Below are 15317 nucleotides of genomic sequence, written 5' to 3'. Positions count from 1 at the left end.
GCGGGCCGGCACGCTCAGCGCAGAAGCGACTTCGGTTCCCGCAGCGCGTGCCACAGTCCCGCCGCGAGCGGTACGACCGTCATGGCAAAGAAGACCCAGAACACGAACTCGGCCCCGGGCGCGAGGTCGTAGACGGTGCCGTCCTCCCACCGGCAGTAGGCGCGCGGCGGGAACGGGGTGGAGATCCCCGAGACCTTCCCGTCCCCGAGGACGCCCTCGCGCATCGGCTCCCTGGGGCAGGGGGCGGTCTCCGGGAACAGGAAGGCGTCGTCCGCCGTCATGATCACGAACCAGGTGACGGCGCCGAGCGGCACCGACCAGAACACCGCGGTCCGCACCCACGACGGCAGCAGCGGATGCACCAGCAGCCCGCGCAGCGCGACCCAGCCGACCACGAGCCCGACGAAGACCGGGAGCAGCGTCATGACACCACCGCGGTCTTCTCCCGGGCGCGGAACCCGGGCGCGCGGCCCGCGTCGATGACGAGCAGGGCGGTGGTCAGGGCGAGGGACGCGGACGCCCGGTTCATCCACACGTGGTCGGGATCGGTGGAGTGGACGCTGCCGTCGTCGCGGACGCAGTCGAAGCGGAGCGGCAGGTACGAGGACCGGTGGTGGGACAGGCCCTGTCTCGTCCCGGCGTCGAAGCCGTCGCGGCAGGCCGGGGCGGGGATCGAGTCCGCGCCGTCGCCGAACGCCTGTTCCGACGCCAGGACGGAGAAGAGTCCCGGGGAGTAGACGGCTGCGGCCGCCCACGCGGCCGTTGCCGCCGCACGGCGCGGCGGACGCGTCGCCCAGGGCTGGGGCCGGCCGGGGAACGCCACCGCGACGACTCCCACCGCGGCGACGCGCGCGCCGACGGCGCAGACCGCGGACAGACCCAGGCCCGACAGCACTCCCGTCACTCCCCCTCCGAGCCCCGTGTCACGAAGACCCTAGTCCCGCGGGACGTCCCTGACGTACACGACCCCGTCGGTCCGGGTCAGGTGGGCCGGGTCGAGTGGGGCGTAGCCGAAGTACGGGGACACCCGGGGAGCGGGGCGCGCGTCGGCGAGGGCGGTGGCCAGTCGGGAGGCGTCGATGAGGCGGCGGTCCTCCGGGAGCGCGTACAGGAGTCCCTCGAGGGTGTCCGGGGGCGGGGTGTCCACCCCGTGGTGCCGGATCGTGCCGAGGGCCGTGGCCAGGAAGGCGTACTGCTCGCCGAGCCGGGCGCTCACGAGCGCGCCGGCGCTCCACCACTCCAGCAGCGGGTGGTCCCACATGCGCATCGTGCTCCTGTCCCGCTGGAGGTGGCTGTTGTGCGCGTGGACGAACACCGGGCCCCGTTCGGCGAGGGCGAGGAGGTTGCCGGCCATCATCGCGTCCCGCGTGGCCAGCAGGCGGGTCATGCGGGCCGGTGAGGTGTCGGCCATCCAGGAGTGGTAGCGCAGCAGGCCCGCGGCGGTACGGCCGTACAGGCGCGCGCGGTCCTGGTCGTCCCGCGAGGTCGCGGTGATCAGGTGGGGCGTCTGTGTGTCGAGCAGCGCCACCAGGTCGTCGGTGAGCAGCCGCAGTTCCCCGGCCTCGGCCGAGCGGCCCACGGACCGGGACGGGTCCGTCATGGCCGCCTGACGCGTCCACGGCTCGTCGGCGCCGAGCAGGCGGTCGAGGGTCTCCGCGGTGCAGGGCAGCAGGTCCGCGTCGACGTGGGCCGCGAGGTGGTCGTGGAGTGCGGTGAGGGACTGCCTCGGGCTCGCGGCGCCGGTGATCTCCAGCGGGCCGTCGAAACCGGCGAAGCGGATCCGTCCCGGTTCGGGGCGGTCCTCGTTGTACGCCCGCATCCAGCGGACCAGTTCGCGGTTGCCCGGGAACGCTCCCCACCCGTGGCTGAAGCCGTGTTCCATGACCTCGTCGAGGGTGCCCACGCCCGAGGTGACGTAGGCGTCCATGAGCAGGCCCTTCACACAGTCGCTCTCGATGGCGATCGTTTGACAGCCCTCCTGTTCGACCAGCTGCCGGAAGAGCTCGTTGCGCAGGTCGAGCAGAGTGCCCTCGCCGTGGGTGGGTTCGCCCAGGGCGAGGACGCGCGGACGGGCCGGGAGCAGCTCCATGACGGCCGCGGCCTCGACGGCACGGGCGATGTCCCTGATGTCGGTTGCCATGCCTTCAACGGTATCGTTGAACTTTCGGTGGAGACTTGGGCGCGATATCGTCCGCCTTGTGGGGCGGAACCTTCAAAGCGGTGAGAAACTCAGGCCGATCGACCTGGCACGACGGCACGGTCTGTCCACCCAGGCGGTCAGGAACTACGAGGAGGCCGGCATCCTCCCTGCCGCCGACCGTACGGCCCACGGCTACCGCACCTTCGGACCGCTGCACGCACGAGCCCTGCGCGCGTTCCTCGCCCTGGTGCCCGGCCACGGCCACCCGACGGCGACGGCGATCATGCAGGCGGTGAACCGGGGCGCCGACGACGAGGCGTTCCGGCTGATCGACGAGAGCCACGCCCGGTTGCTCGACGACCGGCGCACGCTCCAGGCCGTCGAGAGGGCCGTGCGCGACCTCTCCCGCCGTACCGGCGCCGCACACGTCGCCTCGCCGTCCCGGTCCGGCCGCATGTTCATCGGGGCACTGGCCGAGGAACTCGGGATCCGGCCGGCGACGCTGCGCAAGTGGGAGGACGCAGGGCTCGTAGGACCGCGCCGGGATCCGGTGACCGGGTACCGGGTCTACGACGAATCCGACGTACGCGACGCCCGGCTGGCACACCAACTCAGGCGCGGTGGCTACCTGCTGGAGCAGATCGCACCCCTGATCCGGCAGGTGCGGACAGCGGGCGGGCTGGAGCCCCTGGAAGGCGCGCTGCGCGACTGGCAGGGGCGGCTGTCCGCCCGCTCGCGCGCGATGCTGACCGGGGCGGCGGAGCTGGAGGCGTACCTGCGCACGCGCACGTGAGGACCCCCGGCGCCCCGGTGCCCGACTCGTACCCCGTGGGCGCGGGTGGTTCGGCGAGGGCCGGCCGCAACGGGACACGCGGCGAGTTCGACCGGGTCGGTGACGGCCCGGGCCACCACGCCGGCCGAGGTGAGCAGGGTCACAGCGCGGGGTCCTCGCTCTCCGCTCGCGCCGCGGCGGCGCCCTCCGTGCGCCGCCCCTTCGCCCGGTGCGGCCAGACCGACACCGTCACGGGCTGCCAGCTCGACGCCACCCACCTGATGGCCACGGCCAACGGCTTCCCGGAGAACTCCGACCCGTCCGACGAGAAGGAGTCCACCGGCGGTGACATCGCCGGCTGGGGCGGGGACCTCATGACGTTCTGGGCGGACTGGCGGAACTCGGTGGACGAGTACGCCTCGCCGCTCACGTTCTGCCAGGCCAGCTGGCCATTCCCGGCACCGTCTCCAGCTTCGGCTACACGGACATGCTGGAGGACGTCGACGGTTACCTGCTGGCCAAGCACGTCGCCGGGGGCGGGAACGTCGTCGACTGGATGAAGGCGCACTACAACAACGGGGGCGCCCTGACCCGCTTCCGCAGCCACTTCGACCGGCGGTGGGAGAACGCCACCAACGCGCGGGCGATTTGCTGGGACATCCTCGCCGTCCCGTCCGACGTCACCGTCGACGCGGCCCGGCTCGCGCTCATCACGGGCGCGGGCGTCGCCCTGCCGACGGACTACGTCCTCGTTCCCGGCAACACGGAGAAGCCGGCCCAGTTCTGTCAGGGCTTCTCCGACCGTCAGCTCGCCCTCATCGGCCTGGAGAACAGCCTGGCCGCCAAGTACAAGGAGAACCTGGCCGTCTACCGCAAGCAGGCCGCACAGCGGGCCGCGGCCCGGTAGGCCGGGAAGAACCTGCAGAGTTCAACCCATGGCCCTCATTCTCATCCCGGTTCTCCTGCCCCTCCTGGTCGTCCTGTGGTTCTGGAGCCGCCCGCTGCTCTCCGGCACGTGGCGGCGCAGTCCCGCGTGGTTCACCTGGAGCGCGGTGCTCCTGCTGCTGGGAGCCGGTGTCAGCTACCTCATCGGCTCCCTCGCCGGGGCGTCGCTGGACCCGGAGGAGGCGTGCCACAGGGCGGGCCAGACCTACGACCGGGCGTACCGCAGGGCGAACTTCGAGGAGTACACGCGGTGGTTCCCACTGCACGACAAGTGTCATGCGGGGTACGACCTGGTCCCGGCCTGGGTGAACCCGGTCCTGGTCGTGCTCCCGGTCCTGGCGCTGCTCTGCCTGGCCCGGGCCGTGGGCCTGACCGTCATCCGACTCCGTACCAACAGGAAGGGCACTTCATGACCGCTGTGAGCAGACGCCGTGTGCTCGGTGCCACCGGGAGCCTGGCCGGGGCCGCCGCCCTCGGCCTCCTGGACACGGCCCCGGCCGCGGTCGGCCCCCGGACCCGGGCGTCACCCCCTCAGGTCGAGGGCGCCCAGCAGCATCGGCAGTGAGGCGTGCAACTCGCGTTCCCAGTACGCCCAGGCGTGGGTGCCCGGGCCGTAGAAGTGGGTGGTCAGGTACTTGGCGCCCACGCGTTCCAACTCGGCGGCCAGGGCGTGGTTCTGGCGGTTGAAGTCGGCCTCGAGGGCGCTGGTGCCGCCCGGCGGGTCCAGGGGGCCGGTGGTGCCGTCGCCGCAGGACAGGTACACGGGAATCGACTTGAGTCGTCGGGCCAGGTGGAAGGGGTCGTGAGCCTGCCATATGCGGCGTTGCGCGACCGGGTCGCCCCAGACCCGCAGCGGGTCGCCGCCCTGGCCGGCGAAGAACCCCATGACGCGGTCGACCGACTCGTCGCCGAGGAGGGGGTGGGCCGAGCCGGAGTACGCGGCGGCCGCCTTGAACATGCCGGGGTGCCGGGCGGCGTACAGCAGGGCGCCCTGGCCTCCCATCGACAGCCCGGCAACGACGCGGTCACGGCCGGCGCCCCAGTCGCGTTCGAGGAGGTGGCGCAGCTCGGCGGTGTGGAAGGTCTCCCACGCCGGGTCGCCGCCCTCGCCGTGGTTCCACCAGTCGCTGTACCAGCCGTTCCAGCCGGCCTCCGGCATGACGACCAGGACGTCGCGCAGGCTGTCCGTCTCCGCGACGTCGGTCATGGCGGTCCACGAGGTGTAGTCGCCGCAGCAGCCGTGCAGGAGCCACAGGGTCGGCCAGTGCCGGCGCCGGTCGCCGGGGTCCCAGCCGTCGGGGGTGAGGAGGCGGACCCCGACCGTACGGCCGCCCAGGGCCGCCGACCTCACCGACAGGTCGACCTGCCGGTCGGCGACCCGGGTGACGGCGACGACCTCGGCGCCGCGCGCATGCGGCGAACGGGGTGGGGCCTCGGCCCCCTGCCCCGTGACGGCGCGTGCCGGTGCGGTCGGTGCGAGGGTGAGGAGGACCGTGGCGAGGACGAGCAGGGCTCTGGAGCGGAGGGTCGGGACGGCGGTCGTGGTCGCTGACAAGGCGGCTCCCTGAGGGGCGGTTCGTCGCTGCGTGAACGGTCCGACCGGGGCGGACGGGGGCCGGAGGCGTCGGCCGTGCTACAGCCCCGCCCGTGCCAGCAGCACCGGCAGGGCCTCCGGCTTCACCTTCTGTACCGATCTCACCTGGCCCAGGCCCAGTTCCCCGCGGCTCACCGGGTCGCGGTAGAGGGCCTTCGTCGCCTCGGTCAGCAAGGTCACGGGGACCAGGAAGGGGACGCCGGGGTCCTCGTCGTCCGGGCGGGGTTCCTCGTCGACCTCGGCCACCGCGGCGACCGCCGCCTCGGGTCGCGCGAAGTAGAACCAGAGGCGGTCGCCCGGCTCCATCCGGTTGCGGCGGCTGAGCCAGAGCTCCAGTTCCGGTTCCTCCTCGGCGAGTTGGAGCATCGTCTCCTTGTCGGACGGCTCCCCGTCCAGCGTGTCCTTGCGCGGATCGAGGATGTAGATCCAGTCCGCCATGGAATCCCCTTCGGTCAGGACGCTCGGCCCGCGTGAAGACGCATCGGTGCGGCGACTCATGGTGCCAGACAGCCGGGGGGTGCGCGTACACGTTTTCGACACGGAGGTGTCAGGTGCCGGGTTTCAGCGCCCCGTTGCTGAGTCCGTCCCGCGCCAGTGCCGCGATCTGCCGGCTGAGTTCCGCCACCCGCCGGGCCCGCTCCTCGAACTCGCGCAGCGCGTGGAAGGCGGTCCCGTAGCCGCGCTGTGCGGTGATGTCCATCTGCGGGATGCGGGCGCCCTTGCTGTCGAGGCGGAAGGTGCCGCTGGCGGTGGTGGAACGGCGGCTGTTGGCGGCGCTGTGCAGGAAGCCCTGGAGGAAGTCCGTGTCGAGCTGGTCGCTGACCGAGACCGGTTCCGGATCCGCGTACTCGACAAGACCGGCCCTGATCAGGTCGGCGACGCTGACACTGGGGCCGTCCAGGGCGCCGGTGCCCTCGCCGGCGACCAGGGCGGGGAGCAGTTCGGCCAGGCGCCGCACCTGTTCGGTCAGCTCCTGGCGCAAGGTGTCGTACTCCGTCACGTAGTCGCGGTGCGACTCCTCGACGTGACGGCTCGGGGTGAGGTCGACCAGGTCGTCGAGCAGATCGATCTGGGGGACCTCGGTGATCTGCTGGGGCCGCGGCTCCAGGGGGTCGTCCGGGTCGTTGGACGTGAGGTCGACCATGCGGACCGCGGTGGCCGCGTCGTCCGGCGACACCGGACGCCGCAGGTGCCACAGGTGCACGGGGAGGGAGTGCGCGGCGGCCGTGCCCGGGGCCAGCGCGGTGACCTGGGTGAGGATGCCCCGGCGGACGAGCTCGGCGCGGATGCGGCGGCCGGCCTTGCGGTAGGCCACCGAGGCAGGCATGACCATGACCACACGGCCACCGGGCGCGGTGTGCGCGTAGGCGTGCTGGAGCCAGGCGAGTTCGCCCTCCGCGCGGGAGGGGGTGCCGAGCTCCCAGCGGGGGTCGAGGAGGAGGTCCTCCCGGCCCCAGTCGGTGTCGCTGACCGGCGGATCGCAGACGACGAGGTCGGCCTTGAGGCCGGACCACTGGTCCGCGCGCAGGGAGTCGCCCTGCTTGATCTCGGTACGGGGAAGTTCCGCGAGGTCGGCCCGCGACTGCGCGAGGCGCGCGCTGCGGGCGTCCGCTTCCTGACCGCACCGCCTGGCGCCCGGTCCGGCGCCGACGGCGAGCAGGAGGGTACCGATTCCGCAGGCGGGGTCGAAGAGCACGGCGTCGGCGGCCACGTCGCCCGCGAAGTGCCGGACGGCCCGGACCACCCGGGGCGAGGTCACCTGGTCCGAGCCCGCTCGCCGCACGGACTCCGTGAAGCGCTCGGCGAGGCCGTTCACCACGTCCGCGGCGGAGCCGCCGCCGGCCATCCGGCGGGCGAGCCGGACCCCCTGCTCGGGCAACGCGGCCGGCGCCTCCTCCCCGGGGGCGGCGAGGGCGTGCGCGATGTCCGCGAGCCCACCGAGGATGTCGTCGCCGTAGGCACCCCGCAGCACCTGCCACAGCTGGACCTCGTCGGTGACGTCCTGTCCCTTGCTCTGCTTGTCCAGCCAGGCCTGGACCTCGGCCAGGTCGAAGAGAGGGCTGTTGGCGCCGCCGCCGACCGGTGCCGGGAAGTCGTCGTACCGCCGTCGCCAGTTCGACACGGCGGCGCGGGTGACACCCGCGATACGGGCGATCTCGGAGCCGGTGACCAACGGGTTCGTCGGCGTGGCCGGGGTCTGTGGCATACCGGCTACGGTACACAGCGTCCCGGCCGCGCATCAATGAAAAACGGCCGTTGACGACGTCAACGACGACCGCCCCGTTCGCCGTCTCCGCGCCCGTCCCGGGCAGGGGGCGTTGTCAGTGGCCCCCGATAGCTTGATCCCGTTGCGCCGCTCTGGCGTTGACGTCCCCTTTCGCATGCATGGGAGATGGTGCGTTGTCGGTCCGGGAGAAGTCGAGCACGGCACGGGTGGTGCCGTCCGCGCGGCCGCGGAAGCTCGCGAAGGTGCCGTTCGTGGAGCTGGCCGACGGGCGGCTGCAGGGCGTGGTGTCCAGCGGGTCGGACATCGGGCGGGTGTACGTCTCGTCGGTCGAGGCGGGGACGTACGCGTTCGCGTGCAGCACCAACAACAACCGGCCCTGCGGCGGGGCGCGGGGGTGGTTCTGCAACCACATACGCGCGCTCGTCGGTGAGGCCGTGCTGCAGTACGGCGTCGAGCGGGTGGCCCGGTACCTGAAGGTCGAGGTCACCGGTGAGGCGCCCGACGCGGACTCCGTCACCGACGCGATGACCGCCACGCGGCCCGCCCAGGGCGACAGTTCGGCGGCGGCGCAGGTGTTCAGCCGGTTCCTGCGGCACCTCGCCTACCTCGAACTCGCCCCGGTCACCGCTCCGTTGCCCGAGATGCAGTGGTTCCCGACGACGAGGGCGGTGGCCTGATGCGCGCCGATCTGCTGACCGACGCCGTCGACGGGCTCGACGAGGCCCTCGCGGCCGTGGACGGTTTCGACGAGGTCCTGGTCGCCGGTCTGCTGCGTCCGGGGCCCGCCCAGGCGAGCGGGCTGGCCGCCCTCGCGGACGCCGTCGCCGGGTCGCCGCTGGCGGCGCGGGTCGCCGAGGCGGCCGGGAAGACGGCCGCCGGGGCGGCCGGCGAGGATCACTTCGTGGCGCTCGCGGCCGCTCGCACCGCCCTGCTCGGTTCCGTGCACGACGCGCTCCTCCAGCGGGCCGAGGAGGCCGTCGGGCGGGCGCGGGACGGGGAGAGCGGCACGGCCGCGGCCGACGGGGAACACGCGGTCAACCTGCGTGCCGCCGCCCGCAGTTGGCTGTGCGATCTCGCGCGGGCCGGCTGGCACGGCATCGACCACGAGCTGGTCGCCGGTGCCGCGCCCGTCGTGTCCGCCATGCTGCCCGACCCGGCGCTGCGCCGCCTGGCCACGCTGCTCGACGGCTTCGCCGCCGAACTCGCCGCCTCCTGTCCCGGCGCGTCCCTGGAGCACGTTCCCGTACGCCGCTGGGCCGACCTGTGGTCGCGCGCCGTGCTGCTGACCCTGCCCGGCGCGGCGTCCGCCCCCGCGGTCACCGGGGCGACCGGCCGGTTGCTGCCCCTCGGTGTCGACGTGCAGGAGCACGCCACCGCCGTACAGGCACAGGTGCACGCGGTGTTCGAGCCGGCGGACGGCGGCCCGGCCCGGCTGGTGCGGGCCAGTGTGTCCGCGCCGAAGCCCGACACCGTCGTCGGTGCGGGGCTGTGGCAGCTGCTCCGGCCGCACATGTCCCTGCTGGCCGCCGTGAGCGAGGGGCGTGCCGTGGACCTCGACGCGATGCCCGTCACCGGTGAGGGCGATCTGCTGTGGGACGACGCCCGGGCGCGTGCGGGCGAGCCCGCCGAGGCGTTCGCCACCGCGCGGGTGGCGCTGCCCGTCGCCGTCGCCTTCGCGACCGCTCCGCTCGACCGGCACCCGGCCCGCATCGCCGTGCCCGTCCTGCTGGAGGGGTACGCCGTGGAGGAGGACGAGGACGGGGTGGCGTTCCGGGTGGCCGGGCAGCGCCTCGCCGTCGACACCGACCGGGTTCCGGCCGCGGGTCCGCTCACCGCCGAGGTGGTCGCCTCGTCCGGTGCGTGTCTCGGGCTGCTGCGCTGGGACGCCGGGGAGTTCCTGCTCCAGCCGCTCGCCGTCGAGCGGACCGTGCGGAAGAAGGCCGTCGCCGTGCACGCCGGGGCGTGGGCCGGAGGTACGGCCGACAAGGCCGGGGTGCGGGCCGAGAAGGCCGCCACCGACGCCGTCAAGGTGCTGCGCGAGCGTGCCGGAAAGCTGCTGCGGAAATGAGCGGGCAGACCGTCGAAGGGGCCTGCGCGCCCGATCCCGACGAGAACCGGCGGCAGGTGCTGTACTGGCGGCTGCTGGCCCGGCTCTTCGACCCCGAGGAGCAGGCGTCCCTGGAGTCGGCGAGTCTCGCCGTCGTCGAGGACGTCGGCCTGCCGGCCGCGCTGCTCGACCCGGGGGCGTCCGTCGACTCCGTCGTGCAGCGGCACCCGGAACTGGCCGCCGAGTTCGACGGGCTGATGACGCCCGAGCCGGACGGGGACGGTGCGCGTGACCGGGCCGCCGAGGTGCGGCGTGCGGCGCTCGCGTCGAAGGTGCTGCTGAACGTCTTCGCCACCGGCTCGGGCAACGTCACGGCCGAGCAGCTGGCGCGCTGGCAGTCCGACGCGGGCTGGCTGGAGCGGGCGCTGGGCTGCCGGCCCGGTGAGCTGCGCGGCGGACGCGGTGGCGTCAACCGCGCGGGAGCCGGGCAGGGCGTCAGCCCGACCGGCACCGGTCTCGGCGCGCCCGCACCCGACCTCAGCCGCCTCGTTCCCGAGATCGGGCCGGAGCTCGGCTCCATCGAGGCCGGTCTCGTCAAGCGCATGCGGCTGCGCGAGGTGCTGGCCGACCCCGCGCTGGCCTCGCGGCTGACGCCGAGCATGTCGCTGATCGAGCAGTTGCTGCGCGACAAGAACAACCTCTCCGGTGTCGCCCTCGCCAACGCCAAGGCGCTGATCCGGCGTTACGTCGACGAGGTCACCGAGGTGCTGCGCACCCAGGTGGAGAAGGCCACGGTCGGTGAGCTCGACCGGTCCGTCCCGCCCAAGCGCGTCTACCGCAATCTCGATCTCGACCGCACCATCTGGAAGAACCTCACCAACTGGGACCCGGAGGAGGAGCGGCTCTACGTCGACCGGCTCTACTACCGGCACACCAGCCGAAAGACGACACCCCAGCGGCTGATCGTGGTCGTGGACCAGTCGGGTTCGATGGTGGACTCGATGGTCAACTGCACCATCCTGGCGTCCATCTTCGCCGGGCTGCCGAAGGTGGACGTCCACCTGATCGCGTACGACACGCAGGCGCTGGACCTCACGCCCTGGGCGCACGACCCGTTCGAGACGCTGCTGCGGACCAAGCTCGGCGGCGGCACCGACGGCACCGTGGCGATGGCGCTCGCCCAGCCGAAGATCGCCGAGCCGCGCAACACCGTCGTGGTGTGGATCTCCGACTTCTACGAATGGCGCACGGAGGAGCTGTTCGAGAGCATGGCCGCCATCCACCGTTCGGGGGCGAAGTTCATCCCGGTGGGTTCGGTGACCAGCTCCGGGCGCGGCAGCGTCAACCCGTGGTTCCGGGAGAAGTTCAAGGACCTCGGCACGCCGGTGATCTCCGGCCACATCAAGAAGCTCGTGCACGAACTCAAGACGTTCCTCACCTGATCACCCAAGAGACGTCCGTCCCGTTGTGATCACCGTTCCGAAAGGCCTTCCCTGATGTCCGACCTGCTGCGCGCGCCCGCCGAGATCAAGTACGCCGAGGAGCTCGACTGGCTGGAGTCGATCGACGACAACCCCAAGCCTTTCTCGTGGCGCCTGTCCCCGAAGATGGTCCGGCTGTTCGTCCTCGGCTCCGAGCGTGCCGACGGCCTGGACCGCGAGGTGTCGCAGAAGTGGTTCGGCGACCGCAGCTTCGTGGAGCGGTCGATCGTCACCCTCGCCTCCGACCGCGGTCTGCTGCTCATCGGTGACCCCGGCACGGGCAAGAGCTGGCTGGCCGAGCTGCTGTCCGCAGCGATCTGCCGCAACTCCACGCTGGTGGTGCAGGGCACGGCCGGCACCACCGAGGACCACATCAAGTACTCGTGGAACGTGTCGATGGTCATCGCCAAGGGCCAGTCGCGGGAGTCGATGATCCCCTCGCCGATCATGACCGCGATGGAGGCCGGGGCCATCGGCCGCTTCGAGGAGCTGACCCGTTCCACGAGCGACGTCCAGGACGCGCTGATCTCGATCCTCTCCGAGAAGTACATCTCCGTTCCGGAACTGGAGAGCGGGGGCGGCGACGACAACATCGTCTTCGCCAAGCCCGGCTTCTCGATCATCGCCACGGCCAACAGCCGCGACCGGGGTGTCAACGACCTCTCCTCCGCGCTGAAGCGGCGCTTCAACTTCGTCCGCATCCCGGTCGTGACGAACAAGAAGAGCGAGGCGGAGATCGTCCGCTTCCGCACCGAGGAGCTGCTGCGCCGCCACTCGATCGACCTGGACGTGCCGCCGACCCTGCTGGACGTGCTGCTGCGGAGCTTCGCCGACCTGCGGGCGTCCGCCGCCGCGGCCGGCAGCGACGACGAGAAGCTGGAGTCCGCGCTGTCGACGGCCGAGCAGATCGGTGTGCTGGAGGACGCCGTCCTGCACAGCAACTTCTTCGGCGAGCGCACCCTGACCGCCCGCGCCCTGGCCTCCTCGCTGGTCGGCTCCCTCACCCGGCGCGAGCCCGAGGACCTGGCCATCCTCAACAAGTACCTGCACGGTGTCGTCGAGCCGCGCAGCAAGGAGGAGGGCGGCTCCTGGCCCGAGTTCCTCGAGGGCGGCCGCGACGCGATCGCCACCCTGTCATGAGCGGGCACCGGGAGAGCACGTCGTTCGCCGGACTGCGCGGGCAGCTGCAGGACGCCGCGGCCGCGTTCGCGGACGGGCCGGACGCCCTGGAGGGCATCCTGCTCGGCATGGTCGACGACGTCGACCGGGCGGTGCGCGAGCCGCTGGAGATCTTCCCCGTCTGCCACCACTCCCCCGCGTCCGCGCTCGCCATGGCCCGCCGCCTGCGCGAGAAGCAGCCCAAGGTGGTGTACCTGGAGCTGTGCGAGGACATGGCGCCGCTCCTGACCGAGCTGCGCAACTGCCGGCTGCCGGTGGCGGTGCAGGCGTTCGCCGGCGACGTCGACGGCTTCCCCGCCGACTGGGCCCCGCTGTCGGTGGTGGCACCGATCACGGAGGCGTCCGCCGAGTACCAGGCGATCGCGTACGCCCTGGACACCCCGGGCGTGGAACTGGTCCTGGTCGACCGGTCGGCGGACCACGTCTTCCAGTGGGACAGGAGGGACGAGCAGGCGCAGGAGGGCACCGAGCCTCCGGAGGAGGCCGGGGCCGCGCTGCACGGTGAGGCCGTCGGCGTCGGGATCGGCGACCTGCGGCCGCGCTTCGCCGAGCTGGAGGAGCACCTGCTGCGCCACGGCAGGGTGCGGCACTGGTCGGAGTGGTGGCACCAGTACGTCGAGGTCCCGCTCGGCGACGGCGCCGCCGACCACGACACCTACCGCCAGGTCATGTTCCTCATCGGCAGCCTGTTCCGGCGGCTCGCCCCCGGCGACGGGTCCCGCGTCCGGGTGGACGAGGACCGCGAGCGGTACATGTGGACCCGGATGCGGGAGCACCTGGCGGCGACCGGCACGGACCCGGAGGACTGCCTGTACGTGTGCGGGGCGTTCCACGCGGCCAGCCACGTGGAGGAGTTCGGCGTGCACGGCGGCTCGGACACGTTCACGATCTCCCCGCGCACCGCCACCACCTGGCAGTACGGGCTGATCCCGTCCAGCCACGCGGCGATCGAGGCGCAGTTCGGCCTCGCCGCCGGGTCGGTGTCGATCGCGGCTACGGAGTGGGCGAAGAGCCTGAGGCGGACCCGGGTGGAGCCGTACGTGCTGGAGGGGCAGGCCGGGAAGAAGAAGTCCGCGGCGAAGAAAACGGCCGTCGTCCCGGCGCCGGCGGCCGCGGCCGACGCGGACAAGCTGTCCGGCTTCCTGCGCCGGCCGCCCGTGCTCGACGGTCTGGACGAGGCCGAGCTGCTCGGCTGGTCGGTGGAGATCGTGCGCGCGGCCCGGCGCAACGGCTATCTCGCCTCGACCGCCGACGCCATCGCCGTCTTCGAGACGTCGATCCTGCTGGCCGGCCTGCGGGACCGGGCCAGGCCGACGCCGTACGACTTCCAGGACGCGGCGGTCACCTGCATCGAGAAGGACAGCGTCCCGGGGCGGCGGGACGTGCGGCGCCTCGTCGAGATCATGATGGGCGGCGACCGGATCGGGCAGGTCGGATACGACTCGCTGCCGCCGCTCGCCCGTGACGTGTACGACCGGCTCGCGCCGCTGGAGCTGAAGCTCGAACAGCGCGGGGTGCGCAGGGCACTGCTGGACATGGCGTCCCGGCCGGAACTGCGGGCCTGCTCCGATGTGCTGTGGATGCTGCGGCGGCTGCTTCCGCAGGGGGCGGCACGGCCGATCATGGGTGAGCGGCGGCTCGGTGAGCGGTCGATCCAGGAGTCGTGGGACCTGGCGCTCGGGACGCACCAGCGGGCCCTGATCGAGCTGGGCTACGAGGGCGTCAGCCTCGAGCAGGTCCTGGAGCAGCGGCTGCGGCGCGACGCGTACGGGCCGCAGGCGACGACGGCGACGGTGCTGGCGGCGGTCGAGGACTCGCTCCTGTACCTGGGCGGCCGCCGGCTCGCCGACGAGCTCGGCACGCACGCGCTGAAGCTGCTCGCCGCCGAGCGGAGCGTCGACGGGGCGCCGGAGGTGCTGCGCCGGGTGCGGGCGCTGCTGGCGTACTACCGCACCGGCGAGCCGGTGCTGCCGGCCTGGATCGAGTCGTTCGTCAAGACCGGTTACGCCCACTACTGCACGCTGCTGCCGACGGCGTTCCGGGACGAGGACGCGACGGTGGGGCAGGTCGCGGCGATGCTCGGCTTCCTGTTCTCCATGGAGGGCCTCGCGCTGTCGCTGGGCTGCGACCGGACCCAGTTGGAGCTCGCGGTCGCCCAGTCGCACCCGGACGACCCGTCGAAGACGGCACTGCTGTGGGCGGCGCAGGTGCAGCTCGGCACCCTGTCCCGGGCCGAACTGCGGTCCCGCTGCGACGAGTTGCTGGACAACCCACTGGTGGTGCCCACCTACCCGCGTTACCTCAGCGGCTTCGTGCACGCGCTGGAGCCCGTGCCGGGGCTGGCGGACGTGGTGGTGGAGGCGGTGTCGAACGCGTTCGGGCGGCTGCCGGACCCGGTGCTGCTGCCGTGGCTGCCGCTGCTGATCACCACCCTGCGTTCCGGCGCGGCGGACCTCGCCCCGCTGATGGTCCGCGAGGCCGGCCGGATCTTCCCGGGCCGGCTGGCGGCACTGGACGCGTGGGTGCCGCCGTGGCGGACGCCGGAGACGGACCCGTTCGCCGCGAAGCCCGTGGCCGAGGTCCGCCGGGGCGCCACGCTGCTCGCGGCACACCCGGCGGCGTGCGACGCGGTCGCGGAGCTGCTCGGCTGCACGGAGGGGTGGTCCCGGGCCGACGTCCCGTCGGCGTCGGGCGTGGCGCTGCTGGCCACGCATCCGGCGACGTGCGACGCGGTGGCGGAGCTGCTGGGCTGCGAAGGGGTGTGGGCGACGGCCGGTCCCGGCCCGTCGGGTGCCGCGCTGACAAGCCGTCACCCTGCGACTGCCGACGCCCTGGCGTCCTTGCTCGCCGGTCACTGACCGCGGACGGCCGTGTCGCCCGGTGAGAGCGTCGTCGAGCGGCACGGCGGGCCGGTCTCCGAGTGCCTCGGGTG

General features: G+C 72.8%; 15 protein-coding genes. 8 read left to right on the top strand and 7 right to left on the bottom strand.

The genetic code is table 11. The features are described 5' to 3' along the window. Positions 1–14 precede the first annotated feature (14 nt). The 3 genes from AB0A94_RS08965 to AB0A94_RS08955 are packed head-to-tail and all read right to left on the bottom strand — an operon-like array spanning position 15 to position 2140. The gene (locus tag AB0A94_RS08965; protein ID WP_361741053.1) at positions 15–425 is read right to left on the bottom strand and encodes a hypothetical protein; all 411 of its coding nucleotides are present in this window, start codon (positions 423–425) and stop codon (positions 15–17) included. Beyond that, complete coding sequence (locus AB0A94_RS08960) at positions 422–895, bottom strand: hypothetical protein (RefSeq protein WP_361741050.1); 474 nt, start codon at positions 893–895, stop codon at positions 422–424. Before AB0A94_RS08960 ends, AB0A94_RS08965 begins: the two co-directional genes overlap by 4 nt. A 39-nt stretch (positions 896–934) precedes the next feature. Next, positions 935–2140, bottom strand: a complete 1206-nt coding sequence (locus AB0A94_RS08955) for an erythromycin esterase family protein (RefSeq protein ID WP_361741047.1) — start codon at positions 2138–2140, stop codon at positions 935–937. A 58-nt stretch (positions 2141–2198) separates the two neighbouring features. Between AB0A94_RS08955 and AB0A94_RS08950 the strand changes: the two genes are divergently transcribed. Then, positions 2199–2933, top strand: coding sequence for a TioE family transcriptional regulator (locus AB0A94_RS08950; protein WP_361741044.1), 735 nt, complete (start codon positions 2199–2201; stop codon positions 2931–2933). Positions 2934–3072: 139 nt separating this feature from the next. On the opposite strand, the gene AB0A94_RS08945 is transcribed toward AB0A94_RS08950, so the two are convergent. Further along, positions 3073–3342, bottom strand: coding sequence for a hypothetical protein (locus tag AB0A94_RS08945; RefSeq protein ID WP_361741041.1), 270 nt, complete (start codon positions 3340–3342; stop codon positions 3073–3075). A gap of 57 nt (positions 3343–3399) precedes the next feature. Here AB0A94_RS08945 and AB0A94_RS08940 point away from each other — a divergent pair, with 57 nt between their 5' ends. Together AB0A94_RS08940 and AB0A94_RS08935 are read left to right on the top strand one after the other, a co-directional pair. Beyond that, positions 3400–3819: a hypothetical protein gene (locus tag AB0A94_RS08940; protein WP_361741038.1), complete on the top strand. Its 420-nt coding sequence runs from the start codon at positions 3400–3402 to the stop codon at positions 3817–3819. 28 nt (positions 3820–3847) lie between these two features. Then, positions 3848–4270 (top strand): hypothetical protein, encoded by a 423-nt coding sequence (locus AB0A94_RS08935; protein ID WP_361741036.1) that lies wholly within the window; start codon positions 3848–3850, stop codon positions 4268–4270. A 110-nt stretch (positions 4271–4380) separates the two neighbouring features. Here the strand turns inward: AB0A94_RS08935 and AB0A94_RS08930 are convergent, their stop codons facing one another. From AB0A94_RS08930 to AB0A94_RS08920, 3 genes are all read right to left on the bottom strand, one after another. Beyond that, positions 4381–5412 carry an alpha/beta hydrolase family protein gene (locus AB0A94_RS08930; protein WP_361741033.1) on the bottom strand — a complete coding sequence of 344 codons (1032 nt, stop codon included), beginning with the start codon at positions 5410–5412 and terminating at the stop codon, positions 4381–4383. Positions 5413–5490: 78 nt separating this feature from the next. After that, complete coding sequence (locus AB0A94_RS08925; RefSeq protein ID WP_361741031.1) at positions 5491–5889, bottom strand: EVE domain-containing protein; 399 nt, start codon at positions 5887–5889, stop codon at positions 5491–5493. A gap of 109 nt (positions 5890–5998) precedes the next feature. Beyond that, positions 5999–7657, bottom strand: a complete 1659-nt coding sequence (locus AB0A94_RS08920) for an N-6 DNA methylase (RefSeq protein WP_361741028.1) — start codon at positions 7655–7657, stop codon at positions 5999–6001. A gap of 179 nt (positions 7658–7836) precedes the next feature. Here AB0A94_RS08920 and AB0A94_RS08915 point away from each other — a divergent pair, with 179 nt between their 5' ends. The 5 genes from AB0A94_RS08915 to AB0A94_RS08895 are packed head-to-tail and all read left to right on the top strand — an operon-like array spanning position 7837 to position 15243. Then, the gene (locus AB0A94_RS08915) at positions 7837–8355 is read left to right on the top strand and encodes a hypothetical protein (RefSeq protein ID WP_217130849.1); all 519 of its coding nucleotides are present in this window, start codon (positions 7837–7839) and stop codon (positions 8353–8355) included. Further along, a complete protein-coding gene (locus AB0A94_RS08910) occupies positions 8325–9746 on the top strand; it encodes a hypothetical protein (protein ID WP_361741025.1) in 1422 nt (473 codons plus the stop codon). Before AB0A94_RS08915 ends, AB0A94_RS08910 begins: the two co-directional genes overlap by 31 nt. Then, a complete protein-coding gene (locus AB0A94_RS08905) occupies positions 9743–11167 on the top strand; it encodes a VWA domain-containing protein (protein WP_361741022.1) in 1425 nt (474 codons plus the stop codon). The genes AB0A94_RS08910 and AB0A94_RS08905 overlap by 4 nt, the downstream gene beginning before the upstream one ends. Positions 11168–11221: 54 nt before the next feature. Beyond that, positions 11222–12346: an AAA family ATPase gene (locus tag AB0A94_RS08900; protein WP_361741020.1), complete on the top strand. Its 1125-nt coding sequence runs from the start codon at positions 11222–11224 to the stop codon at positions 12344–12346. Continuing rightward, positions 12343–15243, top strand: coding sequence for a hypothetical protein (locus AB0A94_RS08895; protein WP_361741017.1), 2901 nt, complete (start codon positions 12343–12345; stop codon positions 15241–15243). The genes AB0A94_RS08900 and AB0A94_RS08895 overlap by 4 nt, the downstream gene beginning before the upstream one ends. Positions 15244–15317 lie beyond the last annotated feature (74 nt).

The sequence above is a fragment of the Streptomyces sp. NPDC044984 genome, from assembly GCF_040646935.1.
Lineage (GTDB): Bacteria > Actinomycetota > Actinomycetes > Streptomycetales > Streptomycetaceae > Streptomyces.
This window is presented reverse-complemented; position numbering and strand designations above follow the sequence as displayed.

Coding starts and splice junctions, on each gene's coding strand:
- AB0A94_RS08905 (WP_361741022.1), top strand. CDS start 9,743: ATGAGCGGGCAGACCGTCGAAGGGGCCTGCGCGCCCGATCCCGACGAG.
- AB0A94_RS08900 (WP_361741020.1), top strand. CDS start 11,222: ATGTCCGACCTGCTGCGCGCGCCCGCCGAGATCAAGTACGCCGAGGAG.
- AB0A94_RS08940 (WP_361741038.1), top strand. CDS start 3,400: ATGCTGGAGGACGTCGACGGTTACCTGCTGGCCAAGCACGTCGCCGGG.
- AB0A94_RS08935 (WP_361741036.1), top strand. CDS start 3,848: ATGGCCCTCATTCTCATCCCGGTTCTCCTGCCCCTCCTGGTCGTCCTG.
- AB0A94_RS08920 (WP_361741028.1), bottom strand. CDS start 7,657: ATGCCACAGACCCCGGCCACGCCGACGAACCCGTTGGTCACCGGCTCC.
- AB0A94_RS08925 (WP_361741031.1), bottom strand. CDS start 5,889: ATGGCGGACTGGATCTACATCCTCGATCCGCGCAAGGACACGCTGGAC.
- AB0A94_RS08955 (WP_361741047.1), bottom strand. CDS start 2,140: ATGGCAACCGACATCAGGGACATCGCCCGTGCCGTCGAGGCCGCGGCC.
- AB0A94_RS08915 (WP_217130849.1), top strand. CDS start 7,837: ATGGGAGATGGTGCGTTGTCGGTCCGGGAGAAGTCGAGCACGGCACGG.
- AB0A94_RS08895 (WP_361741017.1), top strand. CDS start 12,343: ATGAGCGGGCACCGGGAGAGCACGTCGTTCGCCGGACTGCGCGGGCAG.
- AB0A94_RS08965 (WP_361741053.1), bottom strand. CDS start 425: ATGACGCTGCTCCCGGTCTTCGTCGGGCTCGTGGTCGGCTGGGTCGCG.